Source organism: Rhizobium aethiopicum (assembly GCF_014197535.1).
Lineage (GTDB): Bacteria > Pseudomonadota > Alphaproteobacteria > Rhizobiales > Rhizobiaceae > Rhizobium > Rhizobium aethiopicum_A.
In genome coordinates this window covers 141,389-164,986 of the sequence record NZ_JACIFV010000004.1, presented here as the reverse complement: position 1 = coordinate 164,986, position 23,598 = coordinate 141,389, and the positions used below count along the sequence as shown (strand labels likewise).

The 23,598-nt window shown below is 62.2% G+C and carries 16 protein-coding genes; 11 read left to right on the top strand and 5 right to left on the bottom strand.

What is annotated here, in order from left to right; all coding sequences use genetic code 11:
- Positions 1-21 precede the first annotated feature (21 nt).
- From GGD53_RS08135 to GGD53_RS08090, 10 genes are all read left to right on the top strand, one after another.
- Positions 22-2,439 carry a circularly permuted type 2 ATP-grasp protein gene (locus GGD53_RS08135; RefSeq protein WP_184454972.1) on the top strand — a complete coding sequence of 806 codons (2,418 nt, stop codon included), beginning with the start codon at positions 22-24 and terminating at the stop codon, positions 2,437-2,439.
- 5 nt (positions 2,440-2,444) lie between these two features.
- Complete coding sequence (locus GGD53_RS08130) at positions 2,445-3,323, top strand: transglutaminase domain-containing protein (protein WP_184454971.1); 879 nt, start codon at positions 2,445-2,447, stop codon at positions 3,321-3,323.
- A 114-nt stretch (positions 3,324-3,437) separates the two neighbouring features.
- Positions 3,438-4,685 (top strand): vWA domain-containing protein, encoded by a 1,248-nt coding sequence (locus GGD53_RS08125; RefSeq protein ID WP_184455139.1) that lies wholly within the window; start codon positions 3,438-3,440, stop codon positions 4,683-4,685.
- A 277-nt stretch (positions 4,686-4,962) separates the two neighbouring features.
- Entirely contained in the window at positions 4,963-7,425 is a 2,463-nt protein-coding gene (locus tag GGD53_RS08120; protein ID WP_184454970.1) for a glycogen/starch/alpha-glucan phosphorylase, read from the top strand.
- A complete protein-coding gene (glgB, locus tag GGD53_RS08115; RefSeq protein WP_184454969.1) occupies positions 7,422-9,629 on the top strand; it encodes a 1,4-alpha-glucan branching protein GlgB in 2,208 nt (735 codons plus the stop codon). The genes GGD53_RS08120 and glgB overlap by 4 nt, the downstream gene beginning before the upstream one ends.
- Positions 9,630-9,647: 18 nt before the next feature.
- Positions 9,648-10,910 (top strand): glucose-1-phosphate adenylyltransferase, encoded by a 1,263-nt coding sequence (gene glgC / locus GGD53_RS08110; protein ID WP_184454968.1) that lies wholly within the window; start codon positions 9,648-9,650, stop codon positions 10,908-10,910.
- Positions 10,911-10,913: 3 nt separating this feature from the next.
- Positions 10,914-12,356 carry a glycogen synthase GlgA gene (gene glgA / locus GGD53_RS08105; protein WP_184454967.1) on the top strand — a complete coding sequence of 481 codons (1,443 nt, stop codon included), beginning with the start codon at positions 10,914-10,916 and terminating at the stop codon, positions 12,354-12,356.
- Positions 12,357-12,362: 6 nt separating this feature from the next.
- Positions 12,363-13,994, top strand: a complete 1,632-nt coding sequence (locus tag GGD53_RS08100; protein WP_184454966.1) for an alpha-D-glucose phosphate-specific phosphoglucomutase — start codon at positions 12,363-12,365, stop codon at positions 13,992-13,994.
- A 13-nt stretch (positions 13,995-14,007) separates the two neighbouring features.
- Positions 14,008-15,984 carry a glycogen debranching protein GlgX gene (gene glgX / locus GGD53_RS08095; protein WP_184454965.1) on the top strand — a complete coding sequence of 659 codons (1,977 nt, stop codon included), beginning with the start codon at positions 14,008-14,010 and terminating at the stop codon, positions 15,982-15,984.
- An 89-nt stretch (positions 15,985-16,073) separates the two neighbouring features.
- Positions 16,074-16,562: a MaoC family dehydratase gene (locus GGD53_RS08090; RefSeq protein WP_184454964.1), complete on the top strand. Its 489-nt coding sequence runs from the start codon at positions 16,074-16,076 to the stop codon at positions 16,560-16,562.
- A 16-nt stretch (positions 16,563-16,578) separates the two neighbouring features.
- Here GGD53_RS08090 and GGD53_RS08085 read toward each other — a convergent pair whose 3' ends face one another.
- From GGD53_RS08085 to GGD53_RS08065, 5 genes are all read right to left on the bottom strand, one after another.
- The gene (locus GGD53_RS08085; protein ID WP_184454963.1) at positions 16,579-16,977 is read right to left on the bottom strand and encodes a VOC family protein; all 399 of its coding nucleotides are present in this window, start codon (positions 16,975-16,977) and stop codon (positions 16,579-16,581) included.
- Positions 16,978-17,025: 48 nt separating this feature from the next.
- Entirely contained in the window at positions 17,026-17,574 is a 549-nt protein-coding gene (locus GGD53_RS08080; protein ID WP_184454962.1) for a sarcosine oxidase subunit gamma, read from the bottom strand.
- Positions 17,567-20,560 carry a sarcosine oxidase subunit alpha gene (locus tag GGD53_RS08075; RefSeq protein ID WP_184454961.1) on the bottom strand — a complete coding sequence of 998 codons (2,994 nt, stop codon included), beginning with the start codon at positions 20,558-20,560 and terminating at the stop codon, positions 17,567-17,569. The genes GGD53_RS08080 and GGD53_RS08075 overlap by 8 nt, the downstream gene beginning before the upstream one ends.
- Positions 20,557-20,898, bottom strand: coding sequence for a sarcosine oxidase subunit delta (locus tag GGD53_RS08070; protein WP_064804970.1), 342 nt, complete (start codon positions 20,896-20,898; stop codon positions 20,557-20,559). Before GGD53_RS08070 ends, GGD53_RS08075 begins: the two co-directional genes overlap by 4 nt.
- A gap of 109 nt (positions 20,899-21,007) precedes the next feature.
- Entirely contained in the window at positions 21,008-22,261 is a 1,254-nt protein-coding gene (locus GGD53_RS08065; protein ID WP_184454960.1) for a sarcosine oxidase subunit beta family protein, read from the bottom strand.
- Between the two features lie 315 nt (positions 22,262-22,576).
- Here GGD53_RS08065 and GGD53_RS08060 point away from each other — a divergent pair, with 315 nt between their 5' ends.
- Positions 22,577-23,593, top strand: a complete 1,017-nt coding sequence (locus GGD53_RS08060) for a FecR family protein (RefSeq protein WP_184454959.1) — start codon at positions 22,577-22,579, stop codon at positions 23,591-23,593.
- Positions 23,594-23,598 lie beyond the last annotated feature (5 nt).

Below are 23,598 nucleotides of genomic sequence, written 5' to 3'. Positions count from 1 at the left end.
CCGAGGGTGAGGTTGGGTTTGATGGGTAAGAGACCGGCAGTGGAGCGCAGGCAAGAGGCGGAGAGCAGCATCGGCAAGGATGCGGCCTTCGGCTATGCGCCGCTTCCCGGCACCGCAGACGAGATGGTCGACAATAAAGGCGCGGTCCGGCCCGTCTGGCAGCGTTTCCTCTCGCATCTGGGCGCAATGCCGGAAAAGGATCTCGCGGAGCGTTTCGCCCGCGCCGACCGCTATCTCAGAGACGCCGGCGTCTTCTACCGTGCCTATGGCAGCAAGGGAGCCGGCGAACGCGCCTGGCCGATCTCGCATATCCCGGTGCTGATCGACGAGCGCGAATGGCAGGCGCTGTCGGCCGGTCTCGTTCAGCGCGCCGATCTGCTGGAGGCGATCATTGCCGATATCTACGGCGAGAACCGGCTGGTCGAGGAAGGATTGCTGCCGCCGGCGCTGATCGCCGCCAATCCCGAATTTCAGCGCCCGCTGGCCGGCATCCGGCCGGCATCCGGCCACTATCTGCACTTCTGCGCCTTCGAGATCGGCCGCGGGCCTGACGGCAATTGGTGGGTGCTGGCAGACCGCACCCAGGCTCCCTCCGGCGCCGGCTTCGCGCTAGAAAACCGTGTCGCGACGACCCGAGCCTTCTCGGATATCTACGCCGAAACGCCCGTCCACCGCCTCGCCTCCTTCTTCGGCGGCTTCCGCGATGCGCTGCAGGACATGAAACATTCGGGCGACGACCGCATCGCCGTCCTGACGCCGGGCCCCGCCAACGAGACCTATTACGAACACGCCTACATCGCCCGCTATCTCGGCTTCATGCTGCTCGAGGGCGAGGATCTCGCCGTCGTCAAGGGCCGCGTCATGGTGCGAACCGTCGCCGGCCTGAAGCCGATCGGCGTGCTCTGGCGCCGCCTCGATTCGGCCTTTGCCGACCCGCTGGAGCTGAACCAGAATTCGCATATCGGCACGCCCGGTCTGGTGGAGGCGCTGCGCGCCGAAAGCGTCACCATCGTCAACGCGCTCGGCACCGGCATTCTCGAAACCCGGGCGCTTCTCGCCTTCATGCCGACCATCTGCCGGCATCTGCTCGGACAGGATCTGAAACTGCCCTCGATCGCCACCTGGTGGTGCGGCCAGAAGGAAGAGCGCGAGCAAGTCGCGAAGAATATCGAGAAAATGGTGATCGGCCCGGCCTATTCCCGTGCGCCCTTCTTCGACGACAACGGCGAATCCGTGCTCGGCTCGTCGCTGCGGGCGACCGCCAAGGACTCCATTGCCGATTGGCTGAATTCGGACGGTCAGAAACTGGTCGGTCAGGAAGTCGTCACACTGTCGACGACGCCCGCCTGGGTGAACGGCAAACTCGTGCCGCGGCCGATGTCGCTGCGCGTTTTCGCTGCCCGCACGGCAAACGGCTGGCAGATCATGCCCGGCGGTTTTGCCCGCATCGGCTCCGGTGCCGACGTCTCGGCGATCGCCATGCAGTCCGGCGGAGCAGCCGCCGACGTCTGGATCGTCAGCGACAAGCCGGTCGAGCGTCACACCCTGCTGCCGGCCGAAGGCAGCTTCACCCGCAACATGCCTGGCAGCCTGCCGAGCCGGGCGGCCGACAACCTGTTCTGGCTCGGCCGCTACATCGAACGCGCCGAAGGGGCGCTGCGCATCCTGCGCGCCTGGCATGCGCGTTTTGCCGAAGCCGCCGATCCGAGCCAGCCGCTGCTCGCCGATGTCTCCGCCTATCTCGCGGCCGTCGATATCGATACCGCCGAGCCCGTGCCCGAGAAGCTCCTGCGCAACATCGACAGCGCCGTCTATTCGGCGAGCAACATCCGCGACCGCTTCTCGCCCGATGGTTGGCTCGCTCTCAACGATCTCGCCAAGACCGCCCGCCGCTTTCACGCCACCGTCACGGCCGGCGATGACGCCAGCCATGCGATGACGATCCTCCTGCGCAAGCTGGCCGGCTTTGCCGGCCTCGTGCACGAAAACATGTACCGCTTCATGGGCTGGCGCTTCCTGTCGCTCGGCCGCTATATCGAGCGCGGCCTGCACATGACGCGCCTGCTCGGCCACATGTCCGGCCCGGAAGCGCCCGACGGCGCGCTCGACATGCTGCTCGAGATCGGCGACAGCGTCATGACCCACCGTCGTCGCTACAACGTCAATACCGCGCGGCTGACCGTCACCGACCTGTTGGCGCTCGATCCCCTCAATCCCCGCTCGGTCCTCTTCCAGGTGAACGAGATCCACCATGAGGTCGAGCAATTGCCGAACGCCCTGATCAATGGGCAGATGTCGCCCTTCTACCGCGAGGCGATGCGGCTTCATTCCGGCCTGGCGGTGATGACGCCGGAGGGCATGGGAGTCGAGGTCTACCAGCGGTTCGAACGCGAATTGGAGCAGCTTTCCGATCTGCTCGCCCAGACCTATCTCGGGTAACGGCGGTGCTTTACGATCTCTCGCTCCGCATGAATTACAGCTACGACGTGCCGGCCTCCGGCGCTCGCCACGTCATGCGACTGATGCCGCTGTCGCTGAGTAATCGGCAACGCCTGGTCGCCGGCTCGATCACCGTCTCACCGACGCCGGACGAGCAGTCGCATTTCGTCGATTTCTTTCAACATCCCGCCACCTCTTTCATGCTGCGGACGCCGCACGAGACCCTCGACATTCGCATGCAGGCCCGTGTGCAGGTCGAAAGCCAGCCGATCGCCGCCGATTTCTCGCCGCTGCTGGCCGACCTACCGGAGGAAATATCAGACGTCTGGTCGCTGGCGCCGGATTCACCGCATCATTTTCTCGGCGACAGCCCGCGCCTGACGCAGGCGCGCGAGATTGGCGATTATGCACGAAGCTGCGTCACGCGCCAGCTGACAGCCATGCAGATCGCTCATGCGCTCTGCGCCCGCATCAATAAGGATTTCACCTACGATTCCGACGCGACGACAGTGGACACGACTCCGCTCGAAGCGTTCAGGCTCAAACGCGGCGTCTGCCAGGATTTCACCCACGTCATGATCCTGGCGCTCAGAAGCCTCGGCATTCCGGCCGGCTACGTCTCCGGTTTCCTGCGCACCATTCCGCCCCCCGGCAAGGAACGGCTGGAAGGGGCAGACGCCATGCATGCCTGGGTGCGGGTCTGGTGCGGCGAGACGATCGGCTGGATCGAGCTCGACCCGACCAACAACATTCCCGCCGGTATGGACCATATCGTCGTCGCCTATGGCCGCGACTATTCCGACGTCGTGCCCGTCATCGGCGTATTGAAGAGCTATGGCGGCCAGCGCGCCGTTCAGGCGGTCGACGTGATTCCGCTGAAATGATCCCAAAATTGGAAAAATTAGCCGATTCGTTAAAATTCTATTGACGCCGTAAGGACTGCGGAAAGAAGCAGCGTGCGTAAATCACCTCACAGGGTTTCCAGTTGGGTGAACATGATGAGCACCTCGTTTTTGCGTCCCTGCCTGCGTCGCATGTTCAGCGATCGAGGCGGTAATTTCGGTATCATGACGGCGATCTTGGCGCCGGTTCTGCTCGGCGCTGCCGGGATGGCGATCCAGGTCGGTGATATGCTGCTGTCGAAACAGCAATTGCAGGAGGCGGCCGACTCAGCCGCGCTGGCAACTGCGACAGCCTTGGGGAACGGCACGATCCAAACCTCTCAGGCCGAAGCCTTCGCACGGAACTTCGTCGCGGGGCAGATGGCGAATTACCTGCAGAGCAGTACCGACATCAAGGGCACGACGAGCGTCAATGTCCAGACGAGCACATCGGGCAATTCGGCGTCCTACCAGGTAACCGTTACACCGAGCTACGACTTCACGGTCAATCCGCTCATGCAGGCAGTCGGCTTCAGCACGCAGCATCTTTCGACGTCAAGTACGACGGTCAGTGGTCCTTCACAGACCCCGGGCTCCAATAGCCAGGGCTCCGTCTCCATGTTCCTCGCGCTCGATAAGTCAGGGTCGATGGGAGACCCTACCGAAACCGTCAACAAGGATCATCCGACGGAACCCTTCACCTATGACTGCAACCCCCACCTTAACAAGAAGGGCAAGTGGGTTTACGATACCTGCACGGGCAGCCGTACGAACTACTATACGAAGATAGAGGCGCTGAAGATGGCCGCCGGCAATCTTTTCGGCCAGCTCACCAGCGCCGATCCGAACGCCCAATACGTACGCACCGGTGCAGTCTCTTACGATATCGTTCAATACACACCCAGCACTCTTGCCTGGGGAACTGCCGGTGTCTCGAGCTACGTCAATGCGCTTCAGGCAGGAGGTGGCACCAATTCGAGTGGGGCGATGGGCACGGCGTATTCATCCCTCACGGCAAAGAATGCCGCAGGGAACGATGCCGAGGACGCCGCCCACAAATTGAAGACCGGGCAAATACCAAAAAAATACATCGTCTTCATGACGGACGGCGACAACAACAACGATAGCAGCGGCGGCCGTTCCTATGACACCCTGACCAGGGCGACATGTGACACCGCCAAGTCCAAGGGCATCGAAATCTATACGATTGCCTTCATGGCGCCGCCGGGCGGACAGGCGCTGCTGCAGTATTGCGCCTCCGATGCTGCCCATTATTTCCAGGCGGAACAAATGGAAGACCTCCTGGCCGCGTTCAAGGCGATCGGAGCGAAGGCTTCCGCACAACTGACGCGCCTGACTAACTAGCGACACCGCCAGGAGAAAGAGCCGAACAAAAAGCCGCGCCGGAGCAAATCGGCGCGGCTTTTTGTTATCGCTATCCCTCACATCAGATCGGGAAAAGCAATTGAAATCAACCCCTTTAATTCGCGCGAATACGAAGGTTTCGCAAATTATTCGTTTGTCCAAATCCTTTGTTGCAAGTGCTTCCCAACGATGCATAAACTGTCGCAAGCGCAGGCGACAAATCGATTAAATCAGGCATAACGACCTGAAACCAAATTAAAATTGGCGAGATCTGACCATGAATACCGTTTCCAAGCCGGTTATCCCCTCTCCCGCTCCCCGCAGCTCCAGGCCGGAAATTCTCGCCGAAGAAATCATCGAACGCCTGACCTACCGCATCGGCAAGGACGCCAAGGTGGCAAAGCCGCATGACTGGCTGACGGCGACGATCCTGGTGGTGCGCGACCGCATCATCGACAAGTGGATGGCCTCCACGCGTGAGGTCTATGCGACCGGAGCCAAGCGCGTCTATTATCTTTCTCTCGAGTTTCTGATCGGCCGCCTGATGCGCGATGCCGTCTCGAACCTCGGCCTAATGGAAGAGGTGCGCGATGCGCTAAGCTCCCTCGGCGTCGACGTCAACGTCATCGCCGGCCTGGAGCCGGACGCCGCGCTCGGCAATGGCGGCCTCGGCCGTCTCGCCGCCTGCTTCATGGAAAGCATGGCGACGGTCGATGTTCCGGCCTATGGCTACGGCATCCGCTACGTCCACGGCCTGTTCCGTCAGCAGATGGCCGACGGCTGGCAGGTGGAACTGCCGGAAAACTGGCTCGCCCACGGCAATCCCTGGGAATTCGAGCGCCGCGAGAGCGCCTATGAAATCGGTTTCGGCGGCGCCGTCGAATTCATCACTACCCATGACGACCAGCCGCGCTACGTCTGGAAGCCGGCCGAGCGCGTCATCGCCGCCGCCTTCGACACGCCGGTCGTCGGCTGGCGGGGAAAACGCGTCAACACGCTGCGCCTCTGGTCTGCGCAGCCGATCGACCCGATCCTGCTCGATGCCTTCAACGCCGGCGACCACATCGGCGCGCTGCGCGAAAGCAACAAGGCCGAAAGCCTGACCCGCGTGCTCTATCCGGCCGACGCTACGCCTGCCGGCCAAGAATTGCGGCTGCGCCAGGAATTCTTCTTCTCGTCGGCCTCGCTGCAGGACATTCTGCGCCGCCATCTGCAGCAATATGACGACTTTACCTCGCTGCCTGACAAGGTGGCCATTCAGCTGAACGACACCCATCCGGCCGTCTCGGTCGCCGAGCTCGTGCGTCTGCTCTGCGACGTACACGGCATGGATTTCGACCAGGCCTGGGATATCACCCGCCGCACCTTTTCCTACACCAACCATACGCTTCTGCCGGAAGCGCTGGAAAGCTGGCCCGTTCCGCTGTTCGAGCGCCTGCTGCCGCGCCACATGCAGATCGTCTACGCGATCAATGCCAAGATCCTGCTGGAAGCCCGCAAAGGCAAGAACTTCTCCGACAGCGAAATCCGCTCGATCTCGCTGATCGAGGAAAGCGGCGACCGCCGCGTGCGCATGGGCAATCTCGCCTTCATCGGCTCGCACTCGATCAACGGCGTCTCGGCACTGCACACCGACCTGATGAAGGTCACGGTCTTTGCCGACCTGCACAAGCTCTATCCCGACCGCATCAACAACAAGACCAACGGCATCACGCCGCGCCGCTGGCTGCAGCAGTGCAATCCCGCCCTCACCGGTCTGATCCGGGAGGCGATCGGCGATGCGTTCCTCGATGATGCCGAGAAGCTGCGCCCGCTCGAGGCGCATGCTTCCGATCCGAGCTTCCAGCAGAAGTTCGCGGCGGTGAAGCGGGCCAACAAGGTGGCCCTTTCCAATCTCGTCGCCAGCCGCATGGGCGTGAAGCTCGATCCGTCGGCGATGTTCGACATCCAGATCAAGCGCATCCACGAATACAAGCGCCAGCTTCTGAACATCATCGAAGCCGTCGCCCTCTACGACCAGATCCGCTCGCATCCCGAGCTCGACTGGGTGCCGCGCGTAAAACTCTTCGCCGGCAAGGCCGCGCCGAGCTATTACAATGCCAAGCTGATCATCAAACTGATCAACGACGTCGCCCGCACGATCAACCACGATCCCGCAGTGCGCGGGCTGCTGAAGGTCGTCTTCGTGCCCAACTACAATGTCTCGCTCGCCGAGATCATGGTTCCGGCCGCCGACCTTTCCGAGCAGATTTCGACCGCCGGCATGGAAGCCTCAGGCACCGGCAATATGAAGTTCGGCCTCAATGGAGCGCTGACGATCGGCACGCTCGACGGCGCCAATGTCGAAATGCGCGACAATGTCGGCGAAGACAACATCGTCATCTTCGGCCTTACGGCCGATGAGGTCGCCAAGGTCCGCAGCGACGGCCACAATCCCCGCGCCATTATCGAAGGGTCCCGCGAACTCTCCCAGGCGCTCTCAGCCATCGGTTCCGGCGTCTTCTCGCCCGACGACCGCAATCGTTATGCGGCGCTCATCGACGGCATCAATTCGCATGACTGGTTCATGGTCGCCGCGGATTTCGACGCTTATGCCCAGGCCCAGCGCGACGTCGATCAGATCTGGACCAACCAGTCCGCCTGGTACACGAAGACGATCAACAATACGGCACGGATGGGTTGGTTCTCCTCCGATCGCACGATCAGGCAATATGCAGACGAAATCTGGAGAGCCGGATGAAACCGCCGAAAACCGTCCCTGAAGTAGAGCTTTCCTGGGAAATTTCGGCAGATGAAATCACGGCGATCCTTGCCGGCTCACATTCCAATCCCTTTGCCGTCCTAGGTGTGCACCAAGCCGGCGACGCTTTCGTTGCCCGGTGCTTTATCCCGGGTGCGGAGGAAGTGACCGCCATGACCCTCGATGGCGGGATTGTCGGCGAATTGAACCAGCTCCACGCCGATGGCCTCTTCGCCGGGCCGGTTTCACTCGCCAAACTGCAGCCGGTGCGCTACCGCGCCCGGCGCGGCGACGCCGAATGGGCGGTCACCGACCCCTACAGCTTCGGGCCGGTGCTCGGGCCGATGGACGATTATTTCGCCCGCGAAGGTTCGCATCTGCGCCTGTTCGACAAGATGGGCGCCCATCTCATCAAGCATGACGGCGCGCAGGGCATCCACTTCGCGGTCTGGGCGCCGAACGCCCAGCGCGTCTCCGTGGTTGGCGATTTCAACGGCTGGGACGGCCGCCGCCATGTCATGCGCTTCCGTGCCGACAGCGGCATCTGGGAAATTTTCGCTCCCGATGTGCCGCTCGGCGTCGCCTACAAATTCGAGATCCGCGGCCACGACGGCGTATTGCTGCCGCTGAAGGCCGATCCCTTCGCTCGCCGCAGCGAGCTCAGACCCAAGACCGCCTCGATCGCCGCTGCCGAACTGGAGCAGGCCTGGGAGGATGAGGCCCATCTGAAGCACTGGCGCGAAACCGACAAGCGCCGTCAGCCGATCTCGATCTATGAGGTGCATGCCGGCTCCTGGCAGCGCCGGCAGGACGGCACCATGCTGTCCTGGGACGAGCTCGCCTCCAGCCTCATCCCCTATTGCGTCGACATGGGTTTCACCCATATCGAATTCCTGCCGATCACAGAGCATCCCTACGACCCCTCCTGGGGCTACCAGACGACGGGCCTTTACGCGCCGACCGCCCGTTTCGGCGAGCCGGAAGGCTTCGCCCGTTTCGTCAATGGCTGTCACAAGGTCGGTATTGGCGTCATTCTCGACTGGGTGCCGGCACATTTCCCGACCGACGAACACGGCCTCGGCTGGTTTGACGGGACGGCGCTCTACGAGCACGAAGACCCGCGCAAGGGCTTCCATCCGGACTGGAACACGGCGATCTATAATTTCGGCCGCACCGAAGTGGTTTCCTATCTGGTCAACAACGCCCTCTATTGGGCCGAGAAGTTCCATCTTGACGGCCTGCGCGTCGATGCGGTCGCCTCGATGCTCTATCTCGATTACTCCCGCAAGCACGGCGAATGGATCCCGAACGAATATGGCGGCAACGAGAACCTCGAAGCTGTCCGCTTTCTGCAGGACCTCAACATCCGCATCTACGGCCAGCATTCCAACGTCATGACCATTGCCGAGGAATCGACCTCCTGGCCGAAAGTCTCGCAACCGGTGCATGAAGGCGGCCTCGGCTTCGGCTTCAAATGGAACATGGGCTTCATGCATGACACGCTGAGCTACATGAAGCGCGACCCGGTGCACCGCAAGCACCACCACAACGAGCTCACCTTCGGCCTCCTCTACGCCTATTCGGAAAATTTCGTCCTGCCGCTGTCGCACGACGAGGTCGTTCACGGAAAGGGCTCGCTGATCGCCAAGATGCCGGGCGATGACTGGCAAAAGTTCGCCAATCTGCGCGCCTACTACGCTTATATGTGGGGCTATCCCGGCAAGAAGCTGTTGTTCATGGGCCAGGAATTCGCCCAGTGGAGCGAGTGGAGCGAGGATCGGTCGCTCGACTGGAACCTGCTGCAATACCGCATGCACGAGGGCATGCGGCGCCTGGTGCGCGACCTCAACTTCACGTATCGCAGCAAGCCCGCCCTGCATGAGCGTGACTGCGAGGGCGAAGGCTTCGAATGGCTGATTGCCGACGACGGCGAGAATTCCGTCTTCGCCTGGCAGCGCAAGGCGCCGGGCCAGAAGCCGATCGTCGTCATCACCAACTTTACTCCCGTATACCGCGAGAACTACTTGTTACGCCTGCCTTCCGCAGGCCGCTGGCGGGAGATTCTGAATACCGATGCCGACATCTATGGCGGTAGCGGCAGGGGCAATGGCGGGCGCGTGCAGGCCGTCGATGCCGGCGGCAATATCACCTGCTCGATCACGCTGCCGCCCTTGGCGACAATCATGCTTGAACCTGAAAATTAAGACTGGTGGGAGGAGAAAATGGTAGAGAAGCGTATTCAGCCACTTGCCCGTGATGCAATGGCTTACGTTCTGGCGGGCGGCAGGGGGAGCCGTCTCAAGGAACTCACCGACCGGCGCGCCAAGCCCGCCGTCTATTTCGGCGGCAAGGCCCGCATCATCGATTTCGCTCTGTCGAACGCGCTGAATTCGGGCATTCGCCGCATCGGCGTCGCGACGCAATACAAGGCGCATTCGCTGATCCGTCACATGCAGCGCGGCTGGAACTTCTTCCGCCCCGAGCGAAACGAAAGCTTCGACATCCTGCCTGCCTCGCAGCGCGTTTCCGAAACGCAGTGGTATGAAGGCACCGCCGACGCCGTTTATCAGAACATCGATATTATCGAGGATTACGGCGTCGAATACATGGTCATTCTCGCCGGCGATCATGTTTACAAGATGGACTATGAATACATGCTCCAGCAGCATGTCGATTCCGGCGCGGACGTGACGATCGGCTGCCTGGAAGTGCCGCGCATGGAAGCGGTGGGCTTCGGCGTCATGCATGTCAACGAAAAGGATGAGATCTTCGCCTTCATCGAAAAGCCGGCCGATCCGCCTGGCATTCCCGACAAGCCGGATTTCGCGCTCGCCTCGATGGGCATCTACGTCTTCCACACCAAGTTCCTGCTCGATGCGCTGCGCCGCGACGCCGCCGACCCGACCTCGAGCCGCGATTTCGGCAAGGATATCATCCCCTATATCGTCAAGAACGGGAAGGCGGTCGCCCACCGTTTCGCCAAATCCTGCGTCCGTTCCGATTTCGAGCACGAGCCCTACTGGCGCGACGTCGGCACGATCGACGCGTATTGGCAGGCCAATATCGATCTGACGGCCATCGTCCCGGAGCTCGATATCTACGACAAGTCCTGGCCGATCTGGACCTATGCCGAGATCACCCCGCCGGCAAAATTCGTCCATGACGACGACGACCGCCGCGGCTCGGCCACGTCCTCCGTCGTCTCGGGCGACTGCATCATCTCGGGCGCCAGCCTCAACAAGAGCCTGCTCTTCACCGGCGTCAGGGCCAATTCCTTTTCCAAGCTGGAGGGAGCGGTCATCCTGCCGAACGTCAAGATCGGACGCCGCGCGCAGCTCAAGAATGTGGTGATCGACCATGGCGTCGTCATTCCGGAAGGCCTTGTCGTCGGCGAGGATCCGAAGCTCGACGCCAAGCGCTTCCGGCGGACGGAGAGCGGCATCTGCCTGATCACGCAGCCGATGATCGACAAGCTGGATATCTGACGTATGAAAGTTCTTTCGGTTTCGTCCGAAGTCTTCCCCTTGATCAAGACAGGGGGCCTGGCCGATGTGTCCGGCGCCCTGCCCATTGCTCTGAAAGCCTTCGGGGTCGAGACCAAGACCCTCCTGCCCGGCTACCCCGCCGTCATGAAGGTCATTCGCGACCCTGTCGTAAGACTCGAATTCCCGGACCTGCTTGGTGAGCGGGCGACCGTGCTCGAGGTTGAACACGAGGGCCTCGATCTGCTCGTCCTCGACGCACCCGCTTATTACGACCGGCCGGGCGGTCCCTATCTTGATCCGCTCGGCAAGGATTATCCCGACAATTGGCGCCGTTTCGCCGCTCTGTCGCTCGCCGCTTCCGAGATCGCCGCCGGACTACTGCCCGGCTGGCGGCCGGATCTCGTCCACACCCACGACTGGCAGGCGGCGCTGACCTCGGTCTACATGCGCTATTATCCGACGCCGGAACTGCCGAGCGTGCTGACCATCCACAACATCGCCTTCCAGGGCCAGTTCGGCTCCGAAATCTTTCCCGGTCTGCGCCTGCCCGACCATGCCTTTGCAGTCGACGGCATCGAATATTACGGCACGGTCGGCTTCCTCAAGGGCGGTCTGCAGACCTCTCATGCGGTCACGACCGTCAGCCCGACCTATGCCGACGAGATCCTGACGCCGCAATTCGGCATGGGGCTTGAAGGCGTCATCGCCACCCGCATCGATGAATTGCATGGAATCGTCAACGGCATCGACACCGATGTCTGGAACCCGGCGACCGATCCCGTCGTCCACACCCATTATGGCCCGACGACGCTGAAGAACCGCGAGGAAAACCGCCGCTCGATCGCCGAGTTCTTCCACCTCGACAATGACGATGCGCCGATCTTCTGCGTCATCAGCCGCCTCACTTGGCAGAAGGGCATGGATATCGTCGCCAACGTCGCCGACCAGATCGTCGCCATGGGCGGCAAACTCGTCGTGCTCGGCTCCGGCGAAGCAGCGCTCGAAGGCGCGCTGCTTGCCTCCGCCAGCCGCCATCCCGGCCGCATCGGCGTCTCGATCGGTTATAACGAGCCGATGTCGCATCTGATGCAGGCCGGCTGCGACGCGATCATCATCCCGTCGCGCTTTGAGCCCTGCGGCCTCACCCAGCTATACGGCCTGCGTTACGGCTGCGTGCCGATCGTCGCCCGCACCGGCGGATTGAACGACACCGTGATCGACGCCAATCACGCCGCACTTGCGGCGAAAGTGGCAACCGGCATACAATTCTCACCCGTGACCGAAACGGGCATGCTACAGGCAATCCGCCGTGCGATGCATTTTTACGCGGACCGAAAACTCTGGACCCAATTGCAAAAGCAAGGCATGAAATCGGATGTCTCCTGGGAGAAGAGCGCCGAACGCTACGCTGCCCTCTATTCAAGCCTCGTCTCGAAAGGCATGTGACCTAAAATGATCAAGTCCGTACCCACCACGCCCTATCTGGACCAGAAACCCGGCACGTCGGGTCTGCGTAAGAAGGTTCCGGTCTTCCAGCAGCCGAACTATGCGGAGAATTTCATCCAGTCGATCTTCGATTCGCTGGAAGGCTATCAGGGCAAGTGCCTCGTCATCGGCGGCGACGGACGTTACTACAATCGCGAAGTCATCCAGAAGGCGATCAAGATGGCCGCCGCCAACGGCTTCGGCAAGGTCATGGTCGGCAAGGGCGGCATTCTGTCAACGCCGGCCGCGTCCCACATCATCCGCAAGTACAAGGCCTTCGGCGGCATCATTCTGTCGGCCAGCCACAATCCCGGTGGCCCGACCGAAGACTTCGGCATCAAGTACAACATCAACAATGGCGGCCCGGCGCCGGAGAAGATCACCGACGCGATCTATGCGCGCTCCAAGACGATCGACAGCTACAAGATCGCCGATTTCGCGGACGTCAATCTCGACCGCATCGGCAAGGACGAGCTTCCCGGCGGCATGATCCTCTCGGTCATCGACCCGGTCGAGGACTATGCCGCGCTGATGGAAGAACTGTTCGATTTCGGCGCCATCCGCAATCTGATCAGCCTCGGTTTCCGCATCGCTTTCGACGGCATGAGCGCCGTCACCGGCCCCTACGCCAAGGAAATCTTCGAAAATCGCCTCGGCGCTCCCTTGGGTTCAGTTCGCAACTTCATGCCGCTGCCGGATTTCGGCGGTCATCACCCCGATCCGAACCCGGTTCACTGCAAGGAACTCTTCGATGAGATGATGGGAGAGGACGCGCCCGATTTCGGTGCCGCGTCCGACGGCGACGGCGACCGCAACCTCATTATCGGCCGCGGTATCTTCGTCACCCCCTCGGACAGTCTGGCGATCCTTGCCGCCAACGCCAATCTCGCTCCCGGCTACTCCGGCGGCCTCGCCGGCATCGCCCGGTCGATGCCGACATCGGGCGCGGCCGACCGCGTCGCTGAAAAACGCGGCATCGGCATGTATGAGACGCCGACCGGCTGGAAGTTCTTCGGCAACCTGCTCGACGCCGGCATGGCGACGATCTGCGGTGAGGAAAGCTCCGGCACGGGCTCCAATCATGTCCGTGAGAAGGATGGCCTCTGGGCCGTGCTGCTGTGGCTGAACATCCTTGCCGTGCGCGGCGAGAGCGTCGCCGACATCGTCACTCAGCACTGGCAGACCTACGGCCGAAACTACTACTCGCGCCACGACTATGAAGGCCTGGACACCGGCGCGGCGAACGACCTGATGGACAATCTCCGCAGCCAGCTCTCCACCCTGCCCGGCAAGAGCTTCGGCAGCTTGAAGGTCGAGAAGGCCGACGATTTCGCCTATCATGATCCGATCGACAAATCGGTCAGCGAGCATCAGGGCATCCGCGTGCTCTTCGAGGGCGGCTCCCGCGTCGTCTTCCGCCTGTCGGGCACCGGCACGTCTGGCGCAACCTTGCGCGTCTATATCGAGCGCTACGAGCCGGATTCGACTCGTCACAACATCGAAACGCAGGAAGCGCTCGCCGACTTGATCGCGGCCGCTGAAAGCATTGCCAGCATTCGTGAGCGCACGGGACGCGATGAGCCAACCGTGATCACCTGATCCGGGGGGGGACATGCGGGACAGCAATTCGGCGCGGGGCGCTATCGTCTTCGAGACCGGCGTCGAATTTGCCGTGTGGTCGCAACATGCGGCGCAGATCGAACTCTGCCTCTACGAGCATGACGGCAACAGGGAATTCGCGCGCCTGCCGATGGCCCGCGATGGCAATCATACCCATCGCCTGTTCGTCGACGGCCTTGGACAAGGCGCCCGCTACGGCTATCGCGCCGATGGCATCTATGCGCCCGACAACGGCCTCTGGTTCGACCCGTCCAAACTGCTGATCGATCCCTACGCCAAGGAAATCGACCGGCCGTTCCGCTACGATCCCCGCCTCGGCCTCTACGGCGAGGACAGCCAGGATCTGATGCCGAAGGCGATCGTCACCATCGATACCCCAGCCGCAATCGATAAGCCGCTCTTCAAACCGGGCGGTTTTATCTATGAAGTGGCGGTGCGGCCCTTCACCATTCTTCATCCCGATGTGCCGGAAGCCGAACGCGGCACCGTCGCAGCCCTTGCTCATCCCTCCGTCATTGCGCATCTGAAGCGGATCGGTGTCGATGCCGTCGAACTAATGCCGATCACTGCCTGGATCGACGAGCGCCACCTGCCGCCGCTCGGCCTCACCAACGGCTGGGGCTACAATCCCGTCGGCTTGATGGCGCTCGATCCGCGAATTGTCCCCGGCGGCATGGCCGAGCTGCGCAAGACCGTTGCCGCGCTCCATGCCGAAGGCATCGCCGTCATCCTCGATCTCGTCTTCAACCATACCGGCGAGAGCGATCGTTATGGCACGACGCTGTCGCTGCGCGGCCTCGACAACCTGCATTATTACCGTCACGCCCCAAACAACCCCGGCGAACTCATCAACGACACCGGCACCGGCAACACGATCGCTTGCGATCATCCCGAGGTCAGGCTGCTCGTCATCGACAGCCTGCGCCATTTCGTGCTCAATTCAGGCGTCGACGGTTTCCGCTTCGATCTCGCCCCGGTGCTGGGCCGCACCGCAAGCGGCTTCGAGCGCGATGGGGGAACGCTCGCCGCGATCCTCGCCGATGATCTGCTCGCCGACCGCACCATGATCGCCGAACCCTGGGATATCGGCGCTGGTGGTTACCAGCTCGGCAATTTCCCCAGCCCCTTCCTCGAATGGAACGACAGGGTACGCGACGATCTGCGCTGCTATTGGCGTGGCGACCAATGGAAGAGCGGCGCGCTCGCGACGGCGCTTGCCGGTTCCTCCGACATCTTCTCCCGCAACGACGGCAAAGGGACGCGCAGCGTCAATTTCCTCGCCGCCCATGACGGCTTCACGCTGTTCGACCTCGTCTCCTATGCCGGCAAGCACAATCACGCCAACGGCGAGCACAATCGGGACGGCCACAACGAGAACCATTCCTGGAACAATGGCGTCGAAGGCGAGACCCTCTATCCCACAATCCGCAAGCGCCGGATCAATGACGTGATGGCGTTGATATCAACGCTCTTTGCCACCCGTGGCAGCGTCATGCTGACGGCGGGTGACGAGGGCGGCCGCAGCCAGCGCGGCAATAACAACGCCTATTGCCAGGACAATGAGATCACCTGGCTGGACTGGAAGGCGTTGAACGAGGATCTCATCGCCCATACCGCTTTCGTCGCGGGGCTGCGCCGCCGCTTCACTGTTTTTTCCGAAACCGGCTTCCTCTCCGGCAATGGCGATGTCGAATGGATCTCACTCTCCGGCGAACCGATGACCGTTGCCGAATGGGAGACGCCGTCGCTCTCGACGCTGGGCATGCTGCTCGCCACCGGCGACCGCTCCTCGCGCGGCAGAAAAACCCGGCTTGCCGTGCTTTTCAATCGTTCGGAGAGCCGCCAGCTCTTTACGCTTCCGTCGGAAAACGAGCCGGGCTGGCGCCAGCTGACGCCGGAGGGAGCGAAGAAGGCCGACGCCCGCGTGACCGTCGAGCCACGCTCTGTCGCCTTTTTCGTAGAAAAATGACCGCCTCCCCCCACTCACGCAAATCCTTGTCGCAATCGTCATAAATGCACGATAAGGCTTTGCCCGGCGGCTTTTCTCACGAGGAATTCATGGTCACGGAAATTTCACTCTCCGACGTGCGGGGATTGATCGGCATGGAAACGGGTCTTTCAGATTGGATCACCGTCGATCAGACAATGATCGACGCCTTTGCGGGGGCGACCGACGACCATCAGTTCATTCATGTCGATCCCGAGCGCGCGGCAGCCGAAAGCCCCTTCGGCGGCACCATTGCCCATGGTTTCCTGACGCTGTCCCTGCTGTCGGCGATGAACTACAATTGCCTGCCGAAAGTGCGCGAGCAGACCATGGGCATCAACTACGGCTTCGACCGCGTCCGCTTCATGACGCCTGTCAAGAGCGGCGCCCGCGTGCGCGGCCGCTTTCTGCTCTCCGACGCCCGCTTCCGCGGCGGCGGCATGCTGATGACTACCTATGACGTGACGATCGAAATCGAAAACGAGAAGAAGCCGGCGCTGACGGCAAGATGGATCACCATCATCCAGTTCGATCCGAAGGACCGCCCGGAAGACGCGTAGGCAATCGAGGCTCTTGTTATTCCGGTGAATTGATCACCGCTTCGAGAGCATGTCCGTCCGGATCGATTACGAAGGCAGCATAATAATGCTCGCCATAGTGGGGCCTCAGACCTGGAGCGCCGTTGTCACGGCCGCCATGCGCGATTGCCGCCGCATGAAACCCGTCAACCGCTTGGCGACTTGGTGCGGCAAATGCCAGATGAAAACCCGAACCCGGCGGACGCTGGCCATCAGGCCGATGTTTGATCGCCAGCTTGTCCCCGCCGCCCGGAAGGCCGTAGCCGATTGCCTGGTCTGTTTCTCCCGGCCTGATATCGTCCCAGACCCTGACATAACCGAGCGCGGCAAGGGCGGCATCGTAAAATGCCGCCGACCGTTCGATATCGGAAACACCGAGGGAGGCATGGTGCAGCATTCGCCTATCCCCTGAATAAGCACTTATGCAGTTGCGATCAGCCCGGCCTCAGTGCCCGGCATCTTCCGCCGCCTCGGCCAAGAGCCCGAAGACGTAATCGGAAAACGACCGCCAGCACTCCACCCGGAACGTGTCTTCTTCCGTACGGAAAAGCACGATCTCCGCTTTGCCGAAGACCGTGCGCGATGCCGCGCCGACTGGAAAGGACGACAGCGACAGATCCTGCGGGCAGCCGGCCGCAAGCGTGGGCTCCGCACCCGGCCCGGAAACGATGACCGCCACGTTGCGGTGGGAGACGTCTGTCGCGGAATGCAGCGCGCCGGCGCTGGAACATGCCGCCATCAGATCGCCGCCCGCTTCGTCGATCAACAGCCACTCGTCCGGCCCGATCCAGAGCGCCGAGCGCGCAGCGGCGCGGCCGGACGTTTTCGGAGTGGTCGGCACAGACAGGCCGAGAGCCAAAGAAAGTGCTTTGAGCGACCCCGCTGGCGCGCGCAGCGCCACGCGGCTTGCGGGCGGTGCGACGGTCAGGCGCACTGTGGCGGAGCCGCCGAGACGGCCGGCCAGCGCCGGCTTGCGAATTGCGACATCAGCCATGGATGCGGCCTCCTTCCTTGTCAAAGAACACCAGATCCGTCACTTCGACGGCGATCGTCCGGTCCGGCATCGGCACATAAAGCGTCTCGCCCATTCGCGCCCGGCCGCCGGCGACCAGCGCGAAGGCGATCGATCTGCCGCAACTTTCCGACCAATAGGCCGATGTGACATGGCCGAGCATCGTCATCGGCTTCGGCTCGTTCGGGCTCGCGACCACCTGCGCGCCTTCTTCGAGCACCAGCTTCGGATCCTTGGTAACGAGTCCGACGAGCTGCTTGCGCCCCTCCTTGACGAGGTCCGGCCGCTGCAGCCCGCGAATGCCGACGAAGTCCTTCTTCTTCTTCGAAACGGCCCAGGCGACGCCCGCGTCGTCAGGGGTCACGGTCCCGTCGGTATCTTGGCCGACGATGATATAGCCCTTCTCGGCGCGAAGAACGTGCATCGTCTCGGTGCCGTAGACGCAGGCGCCGAGCGGTTCGGCATTGGCCCAGACCGCTTCGAGCACCGACTGGCCGTAATCGGCCGGCACGTTGATTTCGAAACCGATTTCACCGGTGAAGGACACGCGGAAGAGCCGCGCCGGCACGCCGCAGACCGTGCACTCGGCAACGCTCATATGCGGGAAGGCCTCGTTGGAAAGATCGACGCCTTCAACGAGAGGCTCGACGATCTCGCGCGCCTTCGGCCCCTGTACGGCGATGACAGCCCATTGTTCGGTCACCGAGGTCAGCCACACCTTCAGATCCGGGAATTCCGTCTGCAGGTAATCTTCCATGTGATGGAGAACACGCGGCGCTCCGCCGGTCGTCGTCGTCACATGGAAACGATCCTCCGCCAGGCGACCGACGACGCCATCGTCATAAACGAAGCCGTCCTCACGCGTCATGATGCCGTAGCGCGCCTTGCCGGGCTTCAGCGTGTCCCAGGCATTGGTGTAGATGAGATTGAGGAATTTCGCCGCATCCGGGCCAACAACCTCGATCTTGCCGAGGGTCGAGGCATCGAAGATACCTGCCGACTCGCGGGCCGTCCGGCACTCGCGCGCAACCGCCTGATGCATGTTCTCACCCGAGCGCGGATAGAACCAGGCGCGTTTCCAATTGCCGACATCCTCGAAAACAGCGCCATGGGCTTCTTCCCAGCCGTGCAGCGGCGTCTTGCGCGTCGGATCGAACAGCTTTCCGCGCGAATGGCCGATCAGCGTACCATACGTCACCGGCGTATAGGGCGCGCGGAAGGTGGTGAGACCGACACGCGGGATTTCCTTGCCAAGCATTTCCGCGGCAATCGCCAGGCCATGCATGTTGGAAAGCTTGCCCTGGTCCGAGGCCATGCCATTGGTCGTGAACCGCTTGATATGCTCGATCGAGTGCATGCCTTCGCGCACGGCAAGGCGGATATCCTTGGCGCAGACATCGTGCTGGAAATCGATGAAGGCCTTGGCGTTTGTCTTCGGCCCGGCGCCTTCGGCAGCGCCGATCATCCCGCCGGTCCAGTCATAGGGCTGCTCGGCCGAGATCGTGATTTTCCCGCCGCCGCTCTTGCCGGCGGCCTGCGCCATCAGCTCGCCGGCGGCAAGCGATTCCTCGACCGTCCGCTGCAGGTCGTCTGTGCCGTTGCAGGCGCCGACCGACAGGCAATCCTGCGCATAGGTACCGGGCAGGAAGCGCTGACTTTCCGCTTCGAAGGCCACCTTGCCGCGCGACTGCGAGAACAGATGCACGGATGGCGTCCAGCCGGCCGAAACCAGAAGCGCATCGACCGCGATCTTCCGCGGCGAACCGCCGCCGTTGCGCGTCACTGTCATCGACGAGATGCGCAGCCGTCCCGCTGTATTGATGACCGACTGGCCGGTGAGAACATCGATGCCGAGCGAACGCGCCTCTGCCAGCACCGCCGCTCCCGGCGCCTGTCTGCAATCGACAATGGCGGCCACCGTAACACCAGCTCGCTTGAGATCGAAAGCTGCCTCATAGGCCGAGTCATGCGCCGTATAGATGCCGACATTGCTTCCGACGGCGACACCGTAGTGATTGAGATACATCCGCCCCGCCGAAGCCAGCATGATGCCGGGCCGGTCGTTGTTCGGAAATACCATGTGCCGTTCGATCGCGCCGTTGGCGAGGATCACCCGCTTGGCGCGGACCTGCCACAGCCGCTCGCGCGGCAGATCGCTCGATGGTTTGGCGATATGATCGGTGACGCGTTCGGCAAGGCCGACGAAATTGTGGTTGTAGTAACCGAAGGCGGTCGTGCGGATGAGGACTTGGACATTGTCCATCGCCTTCAGCCGCGCCACGGTTTTCTGCGCCCAGGCGTAACCATCCTGTCCGTCGATCCTGACGCCGGCATCGTAGCGCAGCGCCCCGCCGGCTTCCGCCTGCTCGTCGCAGAGGATCACCTTCGCGCCGGTCTCGGCCGCGGCCAGCGCCGCCGAAAGCCCGGCAACACCGGCGCCGACCACCAGCACATCGCAATGGGCGTAGCGGCTGGCATAATGGTCCGGATCCTCTTCCGTCGGTGCGACGCCGAGGCCGGCAGCGCGGCGGATGAACGGCTCGTAGACGTGTTTCCAGGCGGAGCGCGGCCACATGAAGGTCTTGTAATAGAAGCCGGCGGCGAAGAACGGCGACATCAGGTTGTTGACCGCACCGACATCGTAGGCCAGCGAGGGCCAGCGGTTCTGCGACTGGACGATCATGCCGTCGAAGATTTCCTGCACCGTGGCGCGCACGTTCGGCTGCTTACGCGCCTTGTCGCGGGCGACGTCGATCAGCGCGTTCGGCTCTTCGGCCCCTGCCGAGAGGATGCCGCGCGCCCGGTGATATTTGAACGAACGGCCGACGAGATGAATGCCGTTGGCGATCAGCGCCGAGGCGACGGTATCGCCTTCGAGCGCCGTATAGCTCTGGCCGTCGAAGCTGAAGCGCGCGGTCTTTGCAGGCGTCAGACGCCCCTTGCCGACGATACGATTTGCGCCGCTCATTGCGCCTCTCCTTCCACGGCTTCATAGGTCTCGACTGGCCCGTGCTGTTCGGCCTCGGCACCGATCCGCGGCTTCGGCTCGCCTGCCTTATAGGTCATGATGAACTTGTCGCTCACCGTATCGCGCGCCGCGTTGAAGAAGCGGCCGCAGCCGTGAATATGCCGCCAGCGCTCGAAGATCAGCCCCTTCGGGTTGTCGCGCAGAAAGAAATACTCTTCGAATTCCTCGTCCGAAATCGAGGCGATGTCGGCCGGCCGCACGATATGCGCGTCACCCGCGCCGCGGAATTCGAGCTCGGAACGCTCTTCCTGACAATAAGGGCAATGGATCAGCAGCATGTGAGATTTCCTTCTCCTCCCCTTCTCCCCAGCAGGGAAAAGGTGCTTTCAAGGCGGATGAGGGCGTAAATAACGAAAGAAGCGGGCATCTGAGCGAACACGTTCATCATCAGTGCGCCACCGCCGCAGCCGCCGCTTCATCGATCAGCCGGCCGCTGCGGAAGCGTTCCAGCGTCAGGCCGGCATTGAACTTGTGCGCTTCATCGCGGGCGATCAGATGCGCAAAGAGATTGGCCGAGCCCGGCGTCGCCTTGAAGCCGCCGGTGCCCCAGCCGCAATTGACGTAAAGCCCGGGAACCGGCGTCTTCGACTGGATTGCCGAACGATCGGGGGTATTGTCGACGATGCCGCCCCATTGCCGCATCATCTTGACGCGCCGGAACATCGGGAAGAGTTCGCAGATGGCGTCGAGCGTATGCGTAATGATCTGCAGCCCGCCGGTCTGGGAGTAGGAATTATACTGGTCGGTGCCGGCGCCGATGACGAGCTCGCCCTTGTCGGACTGCGAGATGTAGGCATGCACCGTGTTCGACATGACGACGCAGGGGAAAATCGGCTTCAGCGGTTCGGAAACCAGCGCCTGCAGCGGGCTCGACTGCAGCGGCACGCGCACATCCGCCATCTTCATGATTGTCGAGGTGTGGCCCGCGGCCGATACGCCGACCTTTCTGGCGCCGATGAAGCCGCGCGAGGTCTCGACCCCGGTCACCCGTCCGTCCGGACCGCGGCGGATGCCGGTCACTTCGCAGTTCTGGATGATGTGCACGCCTCGATCGGAGGCTGCCCGCGCATATCCCCAGGCCACCGCATCGTGCCGCGCCGTACCGCCGCGCCGCTGCAGCGCCGCACCGTTGATCGGATAGCGCGCGCTGGCGGAGATATCGAGCGGCGGACAATAGGCCTTCGCCTGCTCCGGCGTCAGCCATTCATTGTCGATGCCGTAGAGCCGGTTGGCGTGGATGTGTCGCTTGAACGACTGCTGGTCGTGAATATTGTGTGAGAGCATCATCACGCCGCGCGGCGAATACATCACATTGTAGTTGAGCTCCTGTGAAAGCCCTTCCCAGAGCTTCATCGAATGCTCGTAAATGTGCATGCTCTCTTCATAGAGATAATTCGAACGGATGATGGTGGTATTGCGCCCGGTATTGCCGCCGCCGAGCCAGCCCTTCTCGATCACCGCCACATTGGTGACGCCGTGCTCCTTGGCAAGATAATAGGCGGCTCCCAAGCCATGTCCGCCAGCGCCGATAATAACGACATCGTACTCGGCGCGCGGTTCCGGCGAAGTCCACTGCTTCTCCCAACCTCTGTGGCCGCGAAGGGCCTCCCGCGCCACGGCAAAAACCGAATATTTCCGCATCCGCCTTCTTCTCCTTCGGGCAAGGGCTGTTCTCGCACCCATACAAATCGCAAATCCAAATGCGGCACAACGGCTCTTTTGCGACGCGCGAGAGCTTCGCTTTTGACACTGAACGACATCGTGTCGAAAACTGCGCAATTTCCGATGGTGTCAAGCGCCGCTTCCCAAACCCAAACGAACATCATCCCGCAGGATCTTGCGAAGGTCCGCGCTTCCAGCTGCCGGCAGGGCTGCCCCTAACCCAAGAGGGCGAACAGACAAGAAGTTGCCGAGATGTTAATTTTTCCCCCTTGCCGGGATTGGTGTATCATGTGCATGCGGGGGCAGCGTTTATTATTCCAGGCGCTATTTCTTACGCTTTGCGGCGTCGGGCTGGCGGCTGCCGCCGAGCCGGTCGGCCAGGCTGTCGTCATCAAGACCGAGGTAACGGGACAAGCCGGCCCGATCGAAGTCAACACAAGCGTTCATCGCGACGAACGCATCAAGACATCGCAGTCGGGGCTCGGCCAGTTTGTATTTAGGGACGGCACCAAGCTTGCGGTCGGCTGGGGGTCCTCCGTCGTCATCGACAGATATGTTTTCGACGATTCGCAATCGGTCAGGCAACTCACCATCAAAGCCGCCAAGGGGACCTTCCGCTGGGTCAGCGGCAATTCCAAATCCTCGGCCTATCAAATCCTGACGCCGGCAGGCACGATCGGCGTGCGCGGCACCGCATTCGATTTTTATGTCGGCCCCGACGGCACCACCGCCGTCGTCCTCCTGAACGGCGCGGCCCGCTTCTGCGGCCCCGGCGGCTGCCGGCAGCTACAGCAACGCTGCGACTGCGTCGTGGCCAAGCCGAATGGCGATATGACGTCAGCCCGCCAGGTGGATCGTGACATCCTCCACAGCCTTGGAAACCAGCGCGCCCTGCCCTTCCTCTCCGGCAACCAGCGGCTTTCGGGTGGCCTCGGCATGCTCGGCGGATGCAACATGGCTTCGCTGTTGCCGGAAAGAAGCGATCGAGACCGGCCGCCGCCGCCAGTTGCACCCGCTCCGCAAAGGCAGGATCCGCCACAGAGACAGGCCGAGCCACAAAAGGAGCGACCGCACAGGCCCGACATGCCGCACCATGACGAGCCTCATCACGACAAGCCTCATCATGATAAGCCGGATAGGCCCGATAAGCATGAAGGCCATGGCCGGCACGACGACGACGGCAAGCCGGGAAATCACGGCCTGGATCATCGGGGGCACGACCACCACCATGATGGAGATGGTGATCGTGATGATGATCATGATAACGATCGGAACCACCACAGGGGCCGCGATTTCAATCGCGGTCGCTGAGCCCA

Bases quoted from the DNA above. Each gene is read 5' to 3' on its own strand.
- GGD53_RS08135 (WP_184454972.1), top strand. From the start codon at position 22: ATGGGTAAGAGACCGGCAGTGGAGCGCAGGCAAGAGGCGGAGAGCAGC.
- GGD53_RS08125 (WP_184455139.1), top strand. From the start codon at position 3,438: ATGAGCACCTCGTTTTTGCGTCCCTGCCTGCGTCGCATGTTCAGCGAT.
- GGD53_RS08120 (WP_184454970.1), top strand. From the start codon at position 4,963: ATGAATACCGTTTCCAAGCCGGTTATCCCCTCTCCCGCTCCCCGCAGC.
- glgB (WP_184454969.1), top strand. From the start codon at position 7,422: ATGAAACCGCCGAAAACCGTCCCTGAAGTAGAGCTTTCCTGGGAAATT.
- glgC (WP_184454968.1), top strand. From the start codon at position 9,648: ATGGTAGAGAAGCGTATTCAGCCACTTGCCCGTGATGCAATGGCTTAC.
- glgA (WP_184454967.1), top strand. From the start codon at position 10,914: ATGAAAGTTCTTTCGGTTTCGTCCGAAGTCTTCCCCTTGATCAAGACA.
- GGD53_RS08100 (WP_184454966.1), top strand. From the start codon at position 12,363: ATGATCAAGTCCGTACCCACCACGCCCTATCTGGACCAGAAACCCGGC.
- glgX (WP_184454965.1), top strand. From the start codon at position 14,008: ATGCGGGACAGCAATTCGGCGCGGGGCGCTATCGTCTTCGAGACCGGC.
- GGD53_RS08090 (WP_184454964.1), top strand. From the start codon at position 16,074: ATGGTCACGGAAATTTCACTCTCCGACGTGCGGGGATTGATCGGCATG.
- GGD53_RS08085 (WP_184454963.1), bottom strand. From the start codon at position 16,977: ATGCTGCACCATGCCTCCCTCGGTGTTTCCGATATCGAACGGTCGGCG.
- GGD53_RS08080 (WP_184454962.1), bottom strand. From the start codon at position 17,574: ATGGCTGATGTCGCAATTCGCAAGCCGGCGCTGGCCGGCCGTCTCGGC.
- GGD53_RS08075 (WP_184454961.1), bottom strand. From the start codon at position 20,560: ATGAGCGGCGCAAATCGTATCGTCGGCAAGGGGCGTCTGACGCCTGCA.
- GGD53_RS08070 (WP_064804970.1), bottom strand. From the start codon at position 20,898: ATGCTGCTGATCCATTGCCCTTATTGTCAGGAAGAGCGTTCCGAGCTC.
- GGD53_RS08065 (WP_184454960.1), bottom strand. From the start codon at position 22,261: ATGCGGAAATATTCGGTTTTTGCCGTGGCGCGGGAGGCCCTTCGCGGC.
- GGD53_RS08060 (WP_184454959.1), top strand. From the start codon at position 22,577: ATGCGGGGGCAGCGTTTATTATTCCAGGCGCTATTTCTTACGCTTTGC.